Consider the following 20,031-nt stretch of genomic DNA (forward strand, 5'->3'; position numbering starts at 1 on the left):
TGTGTCATACGGCATTGAATCGACTGCACGACGCCATCGCGAGCATGCTCGCTCCTACAGGGGATTTGCGGCAAATAAGCATTGGTGCTTGACCTTGCCAGCATGGCAAGGTTGATCCTGTGGTCATCCACTACAGGGAGTACGACCGATGTCCGATTCCACCACCTTCGACCTGCCCATTGCCGGCATGACCTGCGCCAGTTGCGTCGGTCGGGTCGAGCGGGCCTTGAGCAAAGTCACCGGTGCCAGCGCCGTGAGTGTCAATCTTGCCACGGAACAGGCCCGGGTCCAGGCCCCCAGTGACAGCCTGCCGGCATTGATGGAAGCCGTCGAGAAAGCCGGATACAGCGTTCCCCAGCACAGTCTGGAACTGACCATCGAAGGCATGACCTGTGCCTCTTGTGTGGGTCGCGTCGAGCGAGCCCTGGGCAAGGTCGCCGGGGTACAGCGTGTCAGCGTCAATCTGGCCAACGAGCGAGCGCACCTTGAGTTGCTCGGTCAGGTCGACGCGCAAACCTTGATCGCCGCCGTCACCAAAGCCGGCTACTCCGCTCGCGTCCATGAAGCCGAGCATCCACAAACCGACCAACAGCAACAACGCCTGCAGCGTGAGCGCTGGGCAATGCTGGCGGCCATCGCCCTCGCCTTGCCACTGGTCCTGCCAATGCTGTTGCAGCCCTTCGACGTGCACTGGATGCTGCCGGCCTGGGCGCAATTTGCCTTGGCCACGCCGGTGCAATTCATCTTTGGCGCGCGGTTCTATGTGGCGGCGTGGAAAGCCGTGCGCGCCGGTTCTGGCAACATGGACTTGCTGGTTGCCTTGGGCACCAGCGCCGGTTACGGCCTGAGCCTTTATGAGTGGGCCACCGCTGCCGGGCGCATGCCACACCTGTACTTCGAGGCCTCGGCGGTGGTGATTGCCCTGGTCCTGCTGGGCAAATACCTGGAAAGCCGCGCCAAGCGCCAGACTGCCAGTGCCATCCGCGCCCTCGAAGCCCTGCGCCCCGAACGGGCGATTCAAGTGATTGACGGTCGCGAGCAAGACGTCGCGATCAGCGCTTTGCGCCTCGGCGATCTGGTGATGGTCAAACCCGGCGAGCGTTTTCCGGTGGACGGCGAAGTGGTCGACGGCCAGAGCCACGCCGACGAAGCGCTGATCAGCGGTGAAAGCCTGCCGGTGCCCAAGCAACCCGGCGACAAGGTCACCGGCGGCGCCATCAATGGCGAAGGCCGCTTGCTCGTGTGCACCCAGGCCCTCGGTGCGGAAACTGTGCTGGCGCGGATCATCCGCCTGGTGGAAGACGCGCAAGCGGCGAAAGCACCGATTCAGAAACTGGTGGATAAAGTCAGCCAGGTGTTCGTGCCCACCGTGCTGTTGATCGCCCTGGCCACACTGATCGGTTGGTGGCTGTATGGCGCACCGATTGAAACCGCGCTGATCAATGCCGTGGCCGTACTGGTGATCGCCTGCCCTTGCGCACTGGGCCTGGCAACGCCGACGGCGATCATGGCCGGCACCGGTGTGGCGGCGCGCTACGGGATTCTGATCAAGGACGCCGAGGCACTGGAGCGCGCCCATGAAGTCAGCGCGGTGGTGTTCGACAAGACCGGCACCCTGACCTCGGGCACCCCGCGAATCGCCCACTTGAGCGCCCTCGACGGTGACGAAGCCAGCCTGTTGCAACTGGCCGGTGCGCTGCAACGCGGCAGCGAGCATCCGTTGGCCAAGGCCGTGCTGGACGCCTGCACCGAGCGTGGTTTGAACGTGGCCAATGTCAGCGCCAGCCAGTCCCTGACCGGACGCGGCATCGCCGGGACTCTGGCCGGACGCCGCCTGGCGCTGGGCAATCGACGCCTGCTGGAAGAAAGCGGTTTGAGCGCAGGTCCGTTGGCCGAATCGGCTGCCGCTTGGGAAAGCGAAGGCCGAACCCTGTCCTGGCTGATCGAACAAAGTCCCGAATCACGCGTGCTTGGCCTGTTCGCCTTCGGTGACACCCTCAAGCCCGGCGCCTTGCAAGCCGTGCAACAACTCGGCGCACGGGACATCAGCAGTCACCTGCTGACCGGCGACAACCGCGGCAGTGCCAAGGTGGTCGCCCAGGCACTGGGGATCAAGGATGTGTACGCCGAGGTGTTGCCCGCCGACAAGGCCGCCACCGTTGCCGCGCTGAAAAAGACCGGCGTGGTCGCCATGGTCGGCGATGGCATCAACGACGCCCCGGCCCTCGCCGCCGCCGACATCGGCATTGCCATGGGCGGCGGTACGGACGTGGCCATGCATGCGGCCGGGATCACCCTGATGCGTGGCGATCCGCGCCTGGTGCCGGCGGCATTGGAGATCAGCCGCAAAACCTACGCGAAGATCCGCCAAAACCTGTTCTGGGCCTTCGTTTACAACCTGATCGGTATTCCGCTGGCGGTGTTCGGTTTCCTCAACCCGGTGCTCGCCGGTGCGGCCATGGCGCTGTCGAGCGTGAGCGTGGTGAGTAATGCGTTACTGTTGAAAACCTGGAAACCCAAGGACCTGGAGGACAACCGATGAACATCGGCCAAGCGGCCCGCCACAGCGGCCTGAGCGCAAAGATGATCCGTTATTACGAGTCCATCGGTTTGCTCAAGACCGCCCACCGCACTGACAGCGGCTACCGGATCTACGGCGATGACGACCTGCACACGCTGGCCTTCATCAAGCGTTCGCGGGACCTGGGTTTTTCCCTGGAGGAGGTCGGCAAGTTGCTGACCCTGTGGCAGGACCGACAGCGTGCCAGTGCCGATGTGAAGGCATTGGCGCGCCAGCATATCGATGAGTTGAACCAGAAGATTCGTGAACTGGAGCAACTGCGCGACACCTTGCAGGACCTGGTTGAACACTGCCAGGGCGATCATCGGCCGGATTGTCCGATTCTCAAGAATCTTGAATCGGGGTGTTGTTCGGCAGTCGCACGCACCTGACTGAACACCCGCCCCTGTGGGGCGTTGCACACAAAAAAACCGGCCGAAGCCGGTTTTTTTATCCGATCACTGCATCCACGGCGGAGGCGGTTCCTCGGCCTTGCCCGGTGGCGCGTCGTCCGCCGAGCGCGCCGCTTGCCGACGTTCTTCATCCAGGCGTGCAGCCTCGATCTCGCGCATGATCCCGCCGACATCCGCCAGCTCTTCCGGCTCGGCGAACTCGCCGGTCAGGACGCTGGCCGGGTGCAAGGTGCCGGCCTCGTACAGGGCCCACATTTCCTTGGCGTAGCGGGTCTTCTTCAACTCAGGTGCGAACCGGCCGAAGTAGGACGCCATGTTGCCGACGTCCCGCTCGAGCATGCTGAACGCGTGGTTGTTGCCCGCCGCATCCACCGCTTGCGGCAGGTCGATGATCACCGGGCCGGTCGGGGTCAGCAGCACGTTGAATTCGGACAGGTCACCGTGCACCAGACCGGTACACAACATCAGCACGATCTGGGAAATCAGGTAGGCGTGATACTCGCGAGCCTGATCCGGTTCCAGCACCACATCGTTCAGACGCGGCGCGGCATCACCGTACTCATCGGCCACCAGCTCCATGAGCAGCACGCCTTCGAGGAAGTCGAACGGCTTGGGCACGCGAACACCGGCATTGGCCAGGCGGAACAAGGCCGCCACTTCGGCGTTCTGCCAGGCGTCTTCGGTTTCCTTGCGACCAAACTTGGAGCCCTTGGCCATCGCCCGGGCCTGACGGCTGTTGCGCACCTTGCGGCCTTCCTGATACTCGGCCGCCTGACGAAAACTGCGTTTATTCGCCTCCTTGTAGACCTTCGCGCAACGTAACTCGTTGCCGCAGCGCACCACATAAACAGCTGCTTCTTTACCACTCATGAGTGGGCGCAGCACCTCGTCGACCAGACCGTCCTCGATCAGGGGTTCAATGCGTTTTGGAGTCTTCATCAGCTTTTATTGTGGGTCCTTTATTACCAAACACGCGAAAGTCATTCGTTATACGGCAATCCACTCACGGGTGGGAGGGGGGGCCGACCTATGAATACGGCCTTGTGCCAAAAGAAGCACACACTGTGCCGGATTCCGCCCTCCGGATTCTGCGGCCCATCACGGGCCGAAAAGAGCATAGCCGAGCGGCCATCGCGCGCCGATGGCGCTGCCGTGGGCGTTTCGGGCAGAAGCTGATTCCCGGGTTAATACCTTCCGTAGGATTTTTCCAAACGAGCCTCAATTTCCTCCGACAACAGCCGAAGCCCTGAGTGACAAAAAAGATTTGTCCGACAATCGCCGCCCCAAGAACGGCGACGTCGCCCTCAAGGATCGGGAATGACCAAGAACGTTTACGGCTGCCAATAAACCGCGAGTCATCTGCACTGCGTGGGCCTACAAGAAAATCTGGAGCGCGGATGAACATCAAACAGAAGTTGACCTGGGCGTTTGCAATCATCGCCTGCTTGCCCGTGGTGCTGGTCGCCACCCTCGTTGTGCTGAACCTGCGCAGTGATGCCAAGGATGAATTCGTCGACAGCAGCGGTCGCGAAATTCGCCAGGTCAGCAATGCCATGCAACTGTTCTTTGACGGCATCAGCCAGAACGTCGAATACCTGGCCCATCAGCCGCTGATCAAGAACTCCGACGACAGCCTGAAAACCTACATGGCGGCCAACGCCGAAAGCGTCCCGCAAGGCGAGATGGACAAAAAGATCTTCGGCTTCCTGCAGGACCTGGGCAGCGCTCACCCCTCCTACGCCTACGCCATTCTCGGCACCGCGGCCGGCGGCTACGTGTCCTGGCCCGACGATGCCAAGCTGAGCAACTACGACCCGCGCCAGCGGCCGTGGTACAAGGCGGCGCAGGCCAAACCGGGCAAGCCGTTCCGTACCGAGGCCTACTATTGGGCCGAGAACGATACGTCCTACGTCAGCACCGTGCGTACCATCGACAACAAGCTGGGCAGCAACGGCGGCGTGGTCAGCATTGACGTGTCACTCAAGCAACTCACCGAGCTGGTCAAACAGATCAAGCTGGGCGAGTCCGGCTACCTGATGCTCCTGGAAAACACCGGCACCGTGCTGGTCGATCCGAAGCAACCAGAGCACAACTTCAAGGCCCTGGGCAGCCTCGGCGAAGGTTATGCACAACTGGCCAAGGCCGGCAAAGGCATGCTCGAAGTCGAACTCAATGGCGAGCGCTACATGGCCAACGTCTGGCCGTCGGAGCAACTGGGCTGGACCTTCATCGGCCTGATCAAGCAAAGCGATGTGATGAGCACCGCGACCAAGTTGACCTGGCTGATCGCAGTCATCGCCGCCGTGCTGGCGGTGATTTTCGCCATCGTCGGCGCCAGCTTCGCCAGCCTCATCGTGCGTCCGATCCGCAGCGTGGCCGATGGCCTGGAAGGCATCGCCCAGGGCGAAGGCGACCTGACCAAGAACCTGCAAATCCGCGGCAGCGACGAAACCGCGCAACTGGCCAACTGGTTCAACCAGTTCCTCACCGCGATTCGCAGCCTGATCCAGAGCATTGGCGGTGCAGCGGGCAAGATCCTCGCCACCTCCAAAAGCTCGACCCAGGTCTCCAGCGACATGGCCGAAGCCGCCGGGCGTCAACGTGAAGCGGTGGACATGGTGTCCACGGCCTTCCACGAAATGGTCGCCACCGCCAACGAGGTTGCGCGCTCGTGCAGTCAGGCCGCCGAGTCCGCTGACAGCGGCCAGCGCCAGGCCCGTGAAGGTCAGCAACAGATTGATGCGGCCGTGAACAGCGTCGATCGCCTGAGCCAGGAAATCGAGCAATCGGCGCAGTCGATGCAACAGCTTGAACGCGACAGCAATGACATCCAGTCGATCCTCGGCACCATTCGCTCGATCGCCGAACAGACCAACCTGCTGGCGTTGAACGCCGCCATCGAAGCAGCACGCGCCGGTGAACAGGGTCGCGGTTTCGCGGTGGTAGCCGATGAAGTGCGGGCACTGGCCAAACGCACGGCCGACTCCACGGCGGAAATCGACGGGCTGCTGGGCAACCTCGCCAAACGCACCAGCCAGGTCACCCAGCAGATGCACGCGAGCCTGGAAGTCTCGCAGCAATCGGTGACGCGCATCGGCGAAGCGCGCAGCAGCTTCGGGCAGATCCGCGAATCGGTGGACGTGATTCGTGACATGAACACCCAGATCGCCACGGCGGCGGAACAACAGCATCAGGTGGCCGAGGACATCAACCGGCACATCAGCCAGATTCATGGCGATGCGCAGTTGGTGGCAGAACTGGCGAACTCGGCGCGCCTGGACTCGCAGAGCCTGGCCGGGTTGTCGAATGAGCTGGACGGGTTGGTGCGCAGGTTCCGTACCTGATTCGTCAGGTCACCCTTAAACCCTTGTGGGAGCGAGCTTGCTCCCACAAGGGCGATGATTCAGCGTTCGATAATGGCGGTCACACCCTGCCCGCCCGCCGCACATATCGACACCAGCCCGCGTCCCTTCCCGGCCACATCGAGCAACTTCGCCAGATTGGCCACGATGCGTCCGCCCGTCGCGGCAAACGGATGCCCCGCCGCCAATGAGCTGCCTTTGACATTGAGCTTGCTGCGGTCAATCGAACCCAGCGGTGCATCGAGGCCAAGGCGTGTCTTGCAATATTCCGGATCTTCCCAGGCCTTCAACGTACACAGGACCTGCGCTGCGAAAGCCTCATGGATTTCGTAGTAATCAAAGTCCTGCAACGTCAGCCCGTTACGTGCCAGCAAACGTGGCACGGCATAGACCGGCGCCATCAACAGCCCCTCCGCACCATTGACGAAATCCACCGCTGCCGCTTCTCCGTCGCGCAGATAGGCAAGAATCGGCAAGCCGCGCTCCTTCGCCCATTCTTCGCTGCCCAACAACACCAATGAAGCGCCATCAGTCAGCGGTGTGGAGTTGCCCGCCGTCAGTGTGCCCTTGGCGCTTTTCTCATACGCAGGCTTGAGCGCGGCGAGTTTCTCCAGGGTCGAATCCGCGCGCAGATTGTTGTCGCGGGTGAGACCAAGGAACGGCGTCATCAGATCGTTGTGCCAGCCTTCGGCGTAGGAGGCTGCCAGTTTCTGATGGCTCTCCAATGCCAATTGATCCTGAGCTTCGCGGGGAATGCTCCAAGTCTGTGCCATCAACTCGCAATGCTGGCCCATGGACAAGCCGGTCCGCGGTTCACCGTTGCGCGGGAACTCGGGGATCAAGTGTTTGGGGCGCAATTGCAGGAAAGCCTTGAGCTTGTCACCGGTGGTCTTGGACCGGTTGGCTTGCAGAAGAATCTTGCGCAGGCCTTCGCTGACACTGATCGGCGCATCCGAGGTGGTGTCGACGCCGCCGGCGATGCCGCACTCGATCTGCCCCAAGGCAATCTTGTTGGCCACCAGCAACGCCGCTTCCAGTCCGGTGCCACAAGCCTGCTGGATGTCGTAGGCCGGGGTAGCGGGCGACAGCCGTGAACCCAGCACGCACTCACGGGTGAGGTTCATATCCCGCGACAACTTGAGCACGGCGCCGGCGACCACTTCGCCGATGCGCAGGCCATGCAGGTTGTAGCGTTCGATCAGGCCTTCGAGTGCGGCCGTGAGCATCACCTGGTTGCTGGCCGTGGCGTAAGGGCCGTTGGAACGGGCAAAGGGAATCCGGTTGCCACCGATGATCGCGACGCGACGCAGTTGAGTCATGGAACGCTCCTGAAAATGTCGAATATGAACCGGCTCCCACAGGGGTTGCGTCGTCACACAAAATCTCGTGGTCAAACTACGCTGCTGTAACCAAGCGTAGGCCTTATCTCGCGGATCGAACGACTGATCGCCATTCGTGGTCCACACTTTGAACCCCAGCAGCTGGAGCGCGTTCCATGTCTGACCGCTATATCGACTTCGCCAATTCGTCCCTCGGCCATCGCCTGGTCGGCGCCCTCGGGCTGCCCTCTCCCACGCGGCTGGAACGCTGGCAGGCCGGCCGGTTGCGGCCCGTGGAAGGCGCGCTGCTGCTCGGCGGCGGGCCGTTGGCGGAAAAAGTCGGCACCTTCGCCAACCGCCTGACCGATGCGATCTACAGCTACGGCACCGAACCGTCGATGGCGACTGCCTGGATTCCCGGCCACGGCCCGAAACTCAAGGCCGTGGTGTTCGACGCCAGCGACCTGCAGCACACCGATCAGCTCAAGCAGTTGCGCGAGTTCTTCCAGCCGCTGATCAAGAACCTTGATCACTGCGCGCACCTGGTGATTCTCGGCCGAGATCCGCAGAGCCTGCGCGAACCATTCGCCGCCAGTGCGCAGCGCGCGCTGGAGGGTTTCAGTCGCTCATTGGCCAAAGAGTTGCGCAGCGGCGGCACGCTGCAATTGATTTATGTCGGCGAAGGCGCCGAGGACCAGCTTGAAGGCCCGCTGCGGTTTTTCCTCTCGCCGAAAAGCGCTTTCGTCTCCGGGCAAGTCATTCGCCTGACGCCCTGTGCGACGCCAGTGACTGACTGGACGCGACCACTGGCCGGACGCAAGGCCCTGGTCACCGGCGCGGCGCGCGGCATCGGTGCGTCCATTGCCGAAACCCTGGCCCGGGACGGCGCCGAGGTCATCCTGCTCGACGTACCGCCAGCCAAGTCCGACCTCGAAGCCCTGGCCGCACGCCTTGGCGGTCGCAGCATCACCCTGGACATCTGCGCCGAAGACGCCGCCACGCAATTGATCGAACACCTGCCCGACGGCGTCGACATCGTCGTGCACAATGCCGGTATCACCCGGGACAAGACCCTGGCCAACATGACCCCGGAATTCTGGGACGCGGTGCTGGCGGTCAACCTCAACGCCCCACAAGTGCTGACCAAGGCCCTGCTCGACAACGGCACGCTGCACGACAACGGCCGGGTGATCCTGCTGGCGTCCATCAGCGGCATCGCCGGCAATCGCGGGCAAACCAACTATGCGGCAAGCAAAGCCGGGCTGATCGGCCTGGCACAAGCCTGGGCGCCGCTGCTGCATGAACGTGGCATCAGCATCAACGCCGTCGCGCCGGGCTTCATCGAAACGCAGATGACCGCGCACATCCCGTTCGGCTTGCGCGAGGCCGGTCGGCGCATGAGTTCACTCGGCCAGGGCGGTTTGCCACAGGACGTCGCCGAAGCCGTGGCCTGGCTTGCACAACCGGGCACCGGCGCCTTCACCGGCCAGGCGTTGCGCGTCTGCGGGCAAAGCGTGCTGGGGGCCTGAGATGATCACCGACTGGCACACACTCAACCGCGAACCGAGCCTGCCGGGCCTCTACGCACGCGCCGCGACTCGCCGAAAAATCACCGGCAGCACCCTGCCCTGCGCCGGTTTGCGTTGCTGGGTCGAGGTCGATGCGAAGCGTCTGGCGGCGTACCGCAAGGTCTGCGGTTTTACCGACAACGGCCTGCTGCCGCCGACCTACCCGCATATCCTCGGCTTCGCCTTGCAGATGCAACTGCTCACCGCCAAGGACTTTCCATTCCCGCTGCTGGGGCTGATTCACCTGAGCAACCGCATTCGTGTACTACGGCCGATGGGCGGCGTGAGTCGTGCACGGGTCAGCGTGCAAGTACAGAACCTGCAACCCCACGCCAAAGGCGCCACCTTTGACTTGCTCACCAGCCTCGACGATCAGTTGGGCTGCTTGTGGGAAGCCGAAAGCCGGATGCTCTGTCGCGGCGTCAAACTCGAGGGCGAGCCCGTTGAGGATGACTGCACACCAACCCGGGCGTTGAGCGAAATCGAACGCTGGAAAGCACCTGCCGATATCGGTCGGCAATACGCCAGGGTGTCCGGCGACTACAACCCGATTCACCTGAGTGCCGCCAGCGCCAGACTCTTTGGCTTTCCTACCGCCATCGCCCACGGCTTGTGGAACAAGGCGCGAACCCTGGCGGCGCTTGCCGGGCATCTGCCCATAGCCAGTGTCGAGATCACGGCGCAATTTAAAAAGCCGGTGCGCTTGCCCAGCGAAGTGACATTGCTGGCCAGCGAGCCGGGGGCGAGTGGCGATTTTCGCCTCGTGGGTGCCGGGGATCTGGAACATATGGTCGGCCATTGGCGGCCGCTTGCCTGATTGAAAAATCACCGCCATCTTCGGTTTTGCCTGCCGAAGATGGTTTTTTTTGGATGGCTGCCCGGTTAATTGTGAATATCACTTAAGTCCTCATACCCCCCATCGCCCCCCGCCAGAAAAACACCGCCTGTTTGATTTCAAAGCAATTATCCAGCGCCACAAAACCGCCACCACACCCTAGGCATTAGCCCGAAGGCAGCAATGAGTGCCGCGTATACAAGGCGTTAATACCAACTGGAGAATAGCGTCCCAGAGCCCTTGCGATTGTTATGCACACACGGACGAAGGCATTGCCGACAACAGAATCGGCGAGCCGACGCAGACAACGACGTTGTTACAGGTGCAAGGAATCTCGATCATGAACAAGCAAGTGTGGTGCAAATCGGCAATAGCATTGGCCCTCCTCCTGTCCCTCGGCCTGAGCGGCTGCAGCAGCGGCGGTGGCGGCCATCACAGCAGCTCCGGCAGCTCGTCGCCGGACAGTGCCTCGGGCGCGGCGGGAACCGGTGGCGCCGGCGGCACCTCGGGTACTGGCGGAACCGGCACCGGTGGCACGGCCGGTACGGGTGGCACAGCAGGAACCGGCGGCACAGGTGGCACCACGGATCCAACCAACCCCACCAACCCCACCAATCCGACGGACCCTACCAACCCGACCAATCCAACCACCACGCCATTGGTGACCACCACCCTGGTGCAGGATGTCGGCAAAACCGTCAGCGGCGTAGGCAGTGGTGTCGGTCAGATTGGCGACTCGCTGGGCAGTGTTCCTGTTGCTGGCGGAGTGGTGCAAAGCGTGGCCAATACCACCGGCAATGTCGTCAGCACATTGGGTGATGGCCTGGCCAACGGCGTTGGCAAACTGGGCACAGATCCGAATGGCCTTGGCGTGACTGCCTCGTCCGTGGGTGGTGTGGTCACCGACCTCGGCAACGGCGTGTCCGATGTCAGCGGCAAACTGGCCAGTGCCACCAACAGCATCCCCGTGGTCGGCGGCGTGGTCACCAAAGTCGCACCGGTGCTCGATGGCGTCGGTGAAAAAGTCACCATGCTTGGCGACACCCTGAGCACCGCCACCACCACCGGCCCGCTGGGTTCAGTCACCCAGGAAGTGGGCAACAAACTGGTGCCGGTGATTGCCATGGTCGAAAGCACCACCAACAAGGTTGGCGACAGCACCGGGCTCGGCGCGCCACTCAACGGGTTGATCAAACAGGTCGGCAGTACCGTTGATGGCGTCGGCGACAAAGTCACCCAGGCCGGCAATGGCAACGCGCTGACCAACACCGTCGGCGGCGCCCTGAGCAACACCGGCACCGCAGTCGGCAAAGCGGGTGGCCTGGTTAACAGCGGCACGGCCACCGGTGGCAGCGGCGGGCTGGGCGGCCTCGGCGGCAGCGGACTGCTCGAAACCGTGGGCGGAGCAGTCGCCAACGTCGGTAATGGCTTGAACATCGGCAACAGCAATGGTGTCGTCAGCGCCGTGGGTGTCAACGGTGTCGCGGGCGGTAACCTTGTTGCCAGTGTAGGTGGCGCACTCGGTGGCACAGGCGTAGCCAACACGGCTGCGACTGCGCCACTGGCCACCCTTGGCGCATCGGTGGGCTCAGCCATCAACCCGGTCACCACCGCCGTCTCGGGCCTGACCCAAAACGTCGGTGCCGCTACCGGGCTCGGTGGACCCGTCTCGGGCCTGACCAACCAGGTTGGTGGCGCCGTCGCCAACGTCGGCGGCGCAATAGCCGGCAGCAACAGCAATCCGGTCGTCGCCGCGGTTGGCAACACCGTGACCACCGTGGGCGGGACAGTCGCCTCAGTCGGCGGGCTGGTAAACAACGGCACGGCCGGCACTGGCACCGGCACCACCGGCGGTCTTGGCGGACTGTTGGGTGGACTGACCAACACATTGGGAGGCAACAAACGCTGATATGCACCTGGGCCGAGTCGACGGCCCGACCTACAGCGCCTACGCTTGGTTGAGGGCGCAAGAGGCTTGTCCGTCTTGCGCCTTTTTCTTTGGATAACGGAAATCCAAGCGCAGTTGCCGTTTGAACATGGAGTGTCCTATGCGCGTCATGACGTCCCTGCTGTTGTTGTCCTTAAGCTCCGCCTGTCTCGCCGATACCCTCCCCAGTTTTCTCAACAGCAACGAAACCATCCGCAACCTGCCCGTCCCCAACCTGCCCGCCGATGCCTATCGCCCGAGTGCTACGCCCCTGCAAGTACCGGAACCCGGCGCCGCCCAGGCACAACCCTTGATGATGGGCACCAAGGTCACGTTGAAAACCGTGCAGATCGAAGGCGGAACGATTTACCCGCTCAGCGAACTGGCAGCGGTCTATCAACCCCTGATCGGCCATGAAAGCAGCCTGGCTGATGTAATCGAAGCCACCCGCAGCATCACCCGACGCTATCAGCAGGACGGCTACCTGTTGTCCTACGCCTTCCTGCCACAACAGAGCTTCGAAAACGGCGTGGCGCGTGTGGTACTGGTCGAAGGCTATATCAAGGATTACCAACTGCAGGGCGACGTCGGCCGGGTCAAAGGCCTGCTCGACAAACTGGTGGCCAAACTCCAGGCCGAACGGCCGCTGACGCGCAAAACCTTCGAGCGCTACACCACCCTGATGAGCCGCATCCCCGGCGTCACCCTGCAAGCCCAGGTGCCGCCACCGGGCACCACCGACGGCGCGGCCCACCTGATCGCCCAGGCCAGCCGCAAACCCTTCACCAGCACCCTGAGCACCACCGAAGACAACCGCAACGGCACCCAGGCCTTGCTCGGTGCCAGCAGCAACTCGCAGACCGCCATGGGTGAACAGCTGACCGCCAGCGGCCTGTTCCCGCCCGGGGACGACCACGAGCATTACTACCGACTCGACTACAGCCAGTTCATCAACACCGAAGGCACGCAACTGGCCCTGTCCGCCTCACGCTACCGCGCCGACCCCGGCACCAACGTGCAACTGGACAACGGCCTCGAACTCAAGCCCCATCGGGAAAACGACCGCTACTCCATCGGTTTCAACCATCCGTTCATTGCCGCACCCAACGAAACCCTCAGCGCCGGTGCAAGGCTCTACGCGGTGGACGACAAAACCCGCTACAGCGTGATCGGCTTTCCCCTGACCGTGGAAGAAAACACCGACATCCGCGCCCTGGCCTTTGAAGGCGACTGGCGCAAGGCCGATGACCGACAACTGCGCATCCTCAGCGGCGGCCTATACCAGGGCATCAATGATCTGGGCGCAAAAACCAACAACAGCGCCTACGACCTGGACTTCTTCCGCGCGCGGTTGTCGGGGGTGCAGAGCGACAAATTCTTCGAGCACTGGCAAGGCGTGGCATCGGCCGCGCTGTACTGGAGCGACGACACCTTGCCAGACAGCGAACGCGCGGTATTCGGCGGACAAAACTTCGGTCGCGGCTACCCCGACGACCAGGCGTCTGGCGACAAAGGCTGGGGCGTGGCCTACGAGGTCAACTACAGCTTCAATCGCGACGGCAACTGGGTGCGCATCCTGCAACCCTATGTGGTGCTCGACCGCGCCAAGACCTGGTTCAACGAACTGCCGGTCAAGGGCAACGACATGTCCTCCGCAGCGGTGGGGTTGAGGTTTGGCGATGCCAAGTACTACAACATCGCACTGGAAGCGGCCAAGGCCATGTCTGATGAAGCGCTGGATACGTTCAATCGGCGGGCGCGGTATAGCATCAGTTTCAGTTATCAGTTGTAGGGAGGGGTGTGGAGGGTCTGGGAGGTTTCAGGTGGTTGGTGGGACGCCATCGTCGGAGCGCCGCCCGGAGCAAGCTCGCTCCCACAGAAGTGCAGGAGCAAAAGCAGAAGCAGAAGCCACGTACACCGCACACACCGCCCGCTTCTAACCACTCAAAAGGCCGAGCGTTAGCTCGCCTGCAGCTCTTGATCTTGCTCCACCCGCCCCCTCGGCAGGCTGAGTGGAGGTGTTCATCCGGGGGGAGGCGCGCAGCGTCGTTTGGCGAAGCCAAACACATCGAGAGGAGGTGCAGCGAAGCAAACCGGAGGCGATGCCCCCGGATGAATGCCGGAGCGAAGGAACGCCGAGCCTAAGCGAGGGGCCGGACGCCAGGGGCGAGACCTTTGGTTCCTTTGGGCTGGGCCGGCACTCCGGCGTTTGCCAAAAGGGACTCGCCTTAAGGGCGAAACCGCCAGCCGCCATCACCGAAGAAACGGATATACACCCAATCAACCCAAAGCCTGGTCGGCCCAAAGGCCGCCAAGTCTCACCCGCGAGCCAAATAAACCTGAGGCTGAGGAAACAGATTATTAAGCGTCTCAAGCAAGCGAACGTGATAAATCGGCTTGCGAAAAAGATCCAGCACCTGCAACCGCAACATATCGCTCACATCATCCATGTCCGCATGCCCCGACATTACAATCACCGGCAAATGCTGACGCGACGTATGCTCACGCAAGCGCCTGATCAACGACATGCCACTCTCCTCCGGCATGCGCAAATCGGTGATCACCAAGGCAATATCCGGATGCCGCGTGAGATGCTGCAACGCAAGCTTGACCGACGTCGCCGTAAAGCAATTGAACCCCTCACCCTCCAGCAACTCCGCCAACTCAAGCAAGGCGTCCTCTTCATCATCGACCAGAAGAAGCTGCTGACGCGGGGATGCTGGAGCGTTCATAAGGCAACACCTGCAATGGACTACGCGCTGACGTTAGGACCCTGTTGAAACACGTACAAATGGCCAACGCCCTCAACCACCCACCGCGGTTTTGATCGTAGTGAACATGGTGGTAATCGCTGTCTTGATCGGGGTCACGAACGCGGCAAGAGCAACAGCCACCATCCCGGCAATGATCGCGTACTCAATACCCGAAGCGCCCTCGGTATCCTTGGCGAGATTCACGTAGAAAACGATCTCGGATTTAACCTTCTGAACGAGCGTGGAAAGAGACATGGCATTTCTCCTGAACTACGGGTGTTGCAACGGCGCAACATGATTCCCCAGTGCCAGCACCAGCATTGTCGGCATTCCCGGCCCCAACAACTGTAAATACGCATTAACACGAAAGTATTAACCGTTTCGTTGACGTCAAAAAACTGTGACATTTCATCGTTCGACTACACTTTCGCTAGTTATTTTCAGGCCACTAATGGCATTTCGCTCTACCTGCGCTACGGTCAAATAGCGAAATAGTTCCACGTTCAGAGCGGCCTGATTGCGAAGTTGTCTCGTTGGAGTTGGCGGGGTTTTACGCAGCAGGAAAGGGAGAGCCTTCATGAACAGCCGTGTCACCCTGGGTCTTGCCGTCGTGCTTCTGGTCGGCGCCATCATTGCCGGTTATTGGGGGTTGACGCTCAGCCGTCAACCGACGCCGGAACCTGTTGCCGTCGCCACCGCCAGCGCACCCGATCCCGCCGCACCGGCAGCGGCGCCCGTGGAAGACCCCACCCGCCATCCCGTGGTCGTGCTGGTCAACAACGTGCCACCGTTCACGCCGCTGACCGCCGCCGACGTCACCCTGGAAAAACTCAAGACCGTGCCCGCCGGCAGCCTGACCAGCCTCGACCAGGCGATTGGCCGCACACCGTGGCGCGCCCTGAGCGCCGGCACCTGGCTCAACGACGAAAGCTTCGAGGCCGGCAGCAAACTGGCACGGATGATCCGCCCCGGCGAGCGCGCCCTGGCGCTCGCCGTCGACGAAGTGACAGGCGCTGGCGGCCAACTGACACCGGGGGACTACGTCGACGTGCTGCTGTATCTGCACATGGACCCCCTCAACCCGCAACCCTCGGCACAGCTGGTGGTGCCGGCCTTGCGCGTGCTTGGCGTTGGCGAGCAGACCGGATTGACCAACGACGGTCAGCCCTCCAGCCCGGCACTGAGCAACGAGGAAAAACTCAAGCAGGATCAATTGCGCGCCACCGCCCGCACCGTGGTGCTGGCGGTGCCGGAAGAACTGGTCAGCCGCCTGATGCTCGCCACCCAGACCGGGACCCTGCGCCTGGCTGTGCGCAGCGCCGACGAAAAACGGCTGGCCCGCTACTGGGCCGGAGACAACGATTCTGCCGCCACCCTGGCCAACGCCAACCGCGAACTGCTGCAGTTCAGCCAACTGGCCATGTCCGCACCGCCCAAACCCGCTGCTGTCAGCAACGGTGCTGCGCCGCGCAAACAAAGTGTGGAAGTCATTCGTGGCAACCAACTCGCCGGCGAATCCGAACAACCCCAACAAAATCACTGATTCGAGCAAGGACGCCTTTTCATGCGCAGACGTTTTACGCCGTTGTTCAACGGCTTGATCTGGGCCACCTTGCTGGGCGGCCTGCCTGCCGGTGCGGTATCGGCGGCTGTGGGTAATTGCGCCGCGCTTGGCCCGTTGCCGGCGACGCTGGAGGTCGGTGAAGGTCTGCAACAGGAAGTGCAATCGCCAGTGGCAATCACTCGCGTGGCCGTGGGCGATCCGAAAATCGCCGATGTGCGGGTCAACGGCAACGACGCCTTCCTGCTCACTGGCATGGGTCCTGGCGCGACCAGCCTGATGGTCTGGACCGCGTGCGCCAGCGCACCGCGGCAAAGCATGGTGTTCGTCCAGGGGCGCGCCACAGCAGCCATGACCAGCGCCAGCAAGTTGCCGTCCGACGCCCCCGCACTGCCCTCGCAAGTGCAGACCGACATCCGCTTTGTCGAAGTCAGTCGCACCAAGCTGAAAGAGGCCAGCACCTCGATCTACGGCAAGAACTCGAACTTCCTGTTCGGCTCGCCGGGCACCGTACCCAACACGGCGGTAACGCCACGGGTATTTCCGCTGCGCAACATCGACCCGCGCATCGCCGTGCCGAGCATCCCCCTGGTCAACGATGCGTTCAACATTGTCGCCGGCGGCGGTAATTTCCTGGCCCTGATCAATGCCATGGAGAGCAGCGGATTCGCCTACACACTGGCCCGCCCGAGCCTGGTGGCGATCAGCGGGCAGAGTGCGAGCTTCCTGGCCGGCGGCGAAATTCCGATCCCGATTCCCAGCGCCAACAGCAACAGTTATTCCATCGAGTACAAGGAGTTCGGGATTCGCCTGACCCTCACGCCGACCGTGGTCAACAATGACCAGATCGCCCTCAAGGTCGCCCCGGAAGTCAGCGAGCTGGACTACAACAACGCCGTGACCATCGGCGGCACCACCGTGCCGGCGTTCACCATCCGCCGTACCGATACCAGCATTTCCCTGGCCGACGGCGAGAGCTTTGTCATCAGTGGCTTGATCAGTACGCAGAACGGTTCGCAAGTCAGCAAGTTTCCGGGGCTCGGTGACGTGCCGGTGCTGGGGGCGTTTTTCCGCAGTTCCTCGGTCACTCGCGAAGAGCGCGAGCTGCTGATGATCGTCACGCCGCACCTGGTGCAGCCACTGGCCGCCAATGCGCAACTGCCGTCGTTGCCGGGGGAAAAACTGCGCAACTACGACCCCAACTGGTATCGCCTGTATTTCCTCGAAAACGGCAACTTCGATAAACGCAGCGGGCTATCGCAATGAGCCAGAGCCTCAGTCAGACCTTCCTCGCGATCACGCGTAACAACACCGACCTTGAGTGGCTGCAGGGCGCGCTCGCGCCACTGGGCCAGGTGGTCAGCGCAGGCGGCGGCAGCCTCGACGAGTTGCTGGCGCTGGTCGACGTAACCTTCGCCAGCCTGGTGTTCATCGGTCTCGATCGCGATCACGTGGTGGCCCAGAGCGCCCTGATCGAAGGCGCGCTGGAAGCCAAGCCTATGCTGGCGATCGTTGCCCTCGGCGACGGCATGGACAATCAACTGGTGCTCAATGCGATGCGCGCCGGCGCCCGGGATTTTGTGGCCTACGGCTCGCGCTCCAGCGAAGTCGCCGGCCTGGTGCGCCGTCTGAGCAAACGTCTGCCACCGGTGGCACCCAACACGCACCTGGGCGGCTTGACCGTTTTGTATGGCGTGCAAAGCAGCGCCGACGGCGCCTTGCTGGCCACGCACATGGCGCAAGTGGTGCAAAAGAGTGGGCAACAAACCCTGCTGCTCGACCTCGGCTTGCCCCGTGGCGATAGCCTGGCGCTGCTGGGGCTTGAGAGTTCGTTTCATTTTGGCGATGCCTTGCGTCACCTGCGCAGGCTCGACACCACGCTGATCGACAGTGCCTTCACCAGTTGCAACGAAGGCCTGCGCATCCTCGCCTACGCCGTCGGCGACGAGCCGCTGGAACACACCAGCGCCGCCGAGCTGTACATGCTGCTCAGCGCCTTGCGCCAACACTTCCAGCACATCGTGGTGAACCTCACCGGGCAACCGGACAGCGAAGCCCTGCGCACCTTTGTCAGCCATTGCGACAAGTTGCTGTGGTACACCGACCAGAACGTGCTCGACTGCCGGCGCAACCTGGCGGTGCTCAACCTGTGGCGCGAGAAAGGCATGAAGCTCGATCACGCCAAGCTGCTGGTAGACCGCTACCTGCGCAGCGTCGCCCCGGATTCCGAGGCACTGGGCAAAAGCTTTGGCCTGGAGATCATCGCCACCCTCGCCTACAGCCCGGAAGTGCGCCTCAACGCAAAAAACCAGGGACTCAGCCTGTTCGAACTGGCCCCCCGCGAAGGCCTCACCCACAGCCTGCGCACCCTCGGCGAACGTCTGGCCAAACGCTCCGAGGGCCTGGCCAAGCCCAAGACCGGCTGGTTCAACCGCTTGCGAGGCGTGCAATGAACAGTGAAAAACTTTTCGGTTCCCCGCAACGCAGCGCCGTCGGCAACACTGACCACGACGGCCTCAAACTGGTGTTGCACCGCTACATCATCGACGCCATCGAGGAGTCGGGCAAAAACCTGCTCGAAGGCACACGGCAAGCGCTGTCACAGTTCGTCATCGACAAGGTGGCCGAGTACATCGCACGACTGCACTTGGCGATTTCCCGCTATGAAATGGAACGGCTGGCCGAAGAGATCGTCGACGAACTCACCGGCTTCGGCCCACTGGAAGTGCTGCTGCGCGACCCGGCGGTGACGGAAATCCTGGTCAACGGCCCGCATCGGGTGTTTGTCGAACGCGATGGCGTGCTGCATCAGAGCGACCTGCGCTTCATCGATTCGCACCACGTCGAGCGCGTCATGCAACGCATCCTCGCGCCACTCGGTCGGCGCCTGGACGAATCTTCGCCCATGGTCGATGCGCGCATGCCCGACGGCAGCCGGGTCAACGCCATCATCCCGCCGATTGCTCTCGACGGACCTTGTCTGTCGATCCGGAAATTCCGTCAGGACATGCTTAAAAGCTCCGACCTGATGGCCATGCAAACCATCGATCAGGCGATTTTCGAATTCCTTCAGGAAGCCGTGGGCAAACGCTGCAACATCCTCATCAGCGGCGGTACCGGCACCGGCAAGACCACGCTGCTGAACATCCTCAGCCAGTTGATCAACCCGCACGAGCGTCTGGTGACCATCGAAGACGTCGCCGAGCTGCAATTGGGCCACCCTCACGTCGTGCGCCTGGAAACCCGCCCGCCGAACGCCGAGGGCCACGGCGAGGTGAAATCCAGCGATCTGATTCGCAACGCCCTGCGGATGCGCCCGGACCGGATCATCCTCGGCGAGATTCGTGGTGTCGAAGTGGTCGACGTCATGACCGCGATGAACACTGGCCACGACGGCTCGATGAGCACCGTGCACGCCAACAATGCCCAGGACGCCTTGCTGCGCCTGGAGACCCTGGTGGGCCTGACCGGGCGCACCATTGCCGAACGTACGCTGCGCCAGATGATCTGCGCCGCGCTCGATGTGGTCATCCAGTTGACGCGCATGCCCGACGGTCGCCGCTGTGTCAGCGAAGTGGTCGAGGTGATTGGCGTGCGCGACGACGTGTACGTGACCAACACCCTGTTCCGCCTCGACCGGCGTACCGGGTTCGGCTTTCTGCGCGAGGCGGTCAACCCCGCCGGCGACAAACTGCGCCGCGAGACGGCGCTCTCCCCTTCGGCATATTGAGAC

General features: G+C 62.5%; 15 protein-coding genes and 1 pseudogene. 12 read left to right on the forward strand and 4 right to left on the reverse strand.

The features are described 5' to 3' along the window. Window positions 1-148 precede the first annotated feature (148 nt). Window positions 149-2,542, forward strand: coding sequence for a heavy metal translocating P-type ATPase (locus tag EIY72_RS14315; RefSeq protein WP_093226886.1), 2,394 nt, complete (start codon window positions 149-151; stop codon window positions 2,540-2,542). Continuing rightward, entirely contained in the window at window positions 2,539-2,952 is a 414-nt protein-coding gene (gene cueR, locus EIY72_RS14320; RefSeq protein WP_093226887.1) for a Cu(I)-responsive transcriptional regulator, read from the forward strand. Before EIY72_RS14315 ends, cueR begins: the two co-directional genes overlap by 4 nt. Before the next feature lie 66 nt (window positions 2,953-3,018). Here the strand turns inward: cueR and EIY72_RS14325 are convergent, their stop codons facing one another. After that, window positions 3,019-3,912 (reverse strand): PA4780 family RIO1-like protein kinase, encoded by an 894-nt coding sequence (locus EIY72_RS14325; protein ID WP_093226888.1) that lies wholly within the window; start codon window positions 3,910-3,912, stop codon window positions 3,019-3,021. 458 nt (window positions 3,913-4,370) lie between these two features. On the opposite strand from EIY72_RS14325, the pseudogene EIY72_RS30330 reads away from it, so the two are divergent. After that, window positions 4,371-5,459: pseudogene (locus EIY72_RS30330) on the forward strand (cache domain-containing protein); the annotation flags it as partial. 129 nt (window positions 5,460-5,588) lie between these two features. After that, a complete protein-coding gene (locus EIY72_RS30335) occupies window positions 5,589-6,317 on the forward strand; it encodes a methyl-accepting chemotaxis protein (RefSeq protein WP_371315412.1) in 729 nt (242 codons plus the stop codon). Between the two features lie 59 nt (window positions 6,318-6,376). Here the strand turns inward: EIY72_RS30335 and EIY72_RS14335 are convergent, their stop codons facing one another. Continuing rightward, complete coding sequence (locus EIY72_RS14335) at window positions 6,377-7,654, reverse strand: acetyl-CoA C-acetyltransferase (protein WP_093226890.1); 1,278 nt, start codon at window positions 7,652-7,654, stop codon at window positions 6,377-6,379. A 176-nt stretch (window positions 7,655-7,830) separates the two neighbouring features. On the opposite strand from EIY72_RS14335, the gene EIY72_RS14340 reads away from it, so the two are divergent. The 4 genes from EIY72_RS14340 (at window position 7,831) to EIY72_RS14355 (ending at window position 13,776) form a co-directional block, all read left to right on the forward strand. Beyond that, complete coding sequence (locus EIY72_RS14340; RefSeq protein WP_093226891.1) at window positions 7,831-9,183, forward strand: 3-oxoacyl-ACP reductase; 1,353 nt, start codon at window positions 7,831-7,833, stop codon at window positions 9,181-9,183. A gap of 1 nt (window position 9,184) precedes the next feature. Then, window positions 9,185-10,039, forward strand: a complete 855-nt coding sequence (locus tag EIY72_RS14345) for a MaoC family dehydratase (RefSeq protein ID WP_093226892.1) — start codon at window positions 9,185-9,187, stop codon at window positions 10,037-10,039. Between the two features lie 358 nt (window positions 10,040-10,397). After that, complete coding sequence (locus tag EIY72_RS14350; protein ID WP_093226893.1) at window positions 10,398-11,966, forward strand: collagen-like triple helix repeat-containing protein; 1,569 nt, start codon at window positions 10,398-10,400, stop codon at window positions 11,964-11,966. Between the two features lie 139 nt (window positions 11,967-12,105). Further along, window positions 12,106-13,776 carry a ShlB/FhaC/HecB family hemolysin secretion/activation protein gene (locus tag EIY72_RS14355; protein ID WP_093226894.1) on the forward strand — a complete coding sequence of 557 codons (1,671 nt, stop codon included), beginning with the start codon at window positions 12,106-12,108 and terminating at the stop codon, window positions 13,774-13,776. 526 nt (window positions 13,777-14,302) lie between these two features. Here EIY72_RS14355 and EIY72_RS14365 read toward each other — a convergent pair. Next, window positions 14,303-14,716 carry a response regulator gene (locus EIY72_RS14365; RefSeq protein ID WP_093226896.1) on the reverse strand — a complete coding sequence of 138 codons (414 nt, stop codon included), beginning with the start codon at window positions 14,714-14,716 and terminating at the stop codon, window positions 14,303-14,305. 72 nt (window positions 14,717-14,788) lie between these two features. Beyond that, window positions 14,789-14,992: a Flp family type IVb pilin gene (locus tag EIY72_RS14370; RefSeq protein ID WP_093226897.1), complete on the reverse strand. Its 204-nt coding sequence runs from the start codon at window positions 14,990-14,992 to the stop codon at window positions 14,789-14,791. 322 nt (window positions 14,993-15,314) lie between these two features. On the opposite strand from EIY72_RS14370, the gene cpaB reads away from it, so the two are divergent. From cpaB to EIY72_RS14390, 4 genes are read left to right on the forward strand one after another with little or no spacing between them, the layout of a single operon-like run. Continuing rightward, window positions 15,315-16,280 carry a Flp pilus assembly protein CpaB gene (gene cpaB / locus EIY72_RS14375; protein WP_093226898.1) on the forward strand — a complete coding sequence of 322 codons (966 nt, stop codon included), beginning with the start codon at window positions 15,315-15,317 and terminating at the stop codon, window positions 16,278-16,280. A gap of 21 nt (window positions 16,281-16,301) precedes the next feature. Further along, window positions 16,302-17,564 carry a type II and III secretion system protein family protein gene (locus EIY72_RS14380; protein ID WP_093226900.1) on the forward strand — a complete coding sequence of 421 codons (1,263 nt, stop codon included), beginning with the start codon at window positions 16,302-16,304 and terminating at the stop codon, window positions 17,562-17,564. After that, complete coding sequence (locus EIY72_RS14385; RefSeq protein WP_093226902.1) at window positions 17,561-18,751, forward strand: CpaE/TadZ family protein; 1,191 nt, start codon at window positions 17,561-17,563, stop codon at window positions 18,749-18,751. The genes EIY72_RS14380 and EIY72_RS14385 overlap by 4 nt, the downstream gene beginning before the upstream one ends. Next, window positions 18,748-20,028 carry a TadA family conjugal transfer-associated ATPase gene (locus EIY72_RS14390; RefSeq protein ID WP_093226904.1) on the forward strand — a complete coding sequence of 427 codons (1,281 nt, stop codon included), beginning with the start codon at window positions 18,748-18,750 and terminating at the stop codon, window positions 20,026-20,028. Before EIY72_RS14385 ends, EIY72_RS14390 begins: the two co-directional genes overlap by 4 nt. The last annotated feature ends 3 nt before the right edge of the window (window positions 20,029-20,031 follow it).

The organism is Pseudomonas vancouverensis (assembly GCF_004348895.1).
In the GTDB taxonomy this organism is placed as follows: domain Bacteria; phylum Pseudomonadota; class Gammaproteobacteria; order Pseudomonadales; family Pseudomonadaceae; genus Aquipseudomonas; species Aquipseudomonas vancouverensis.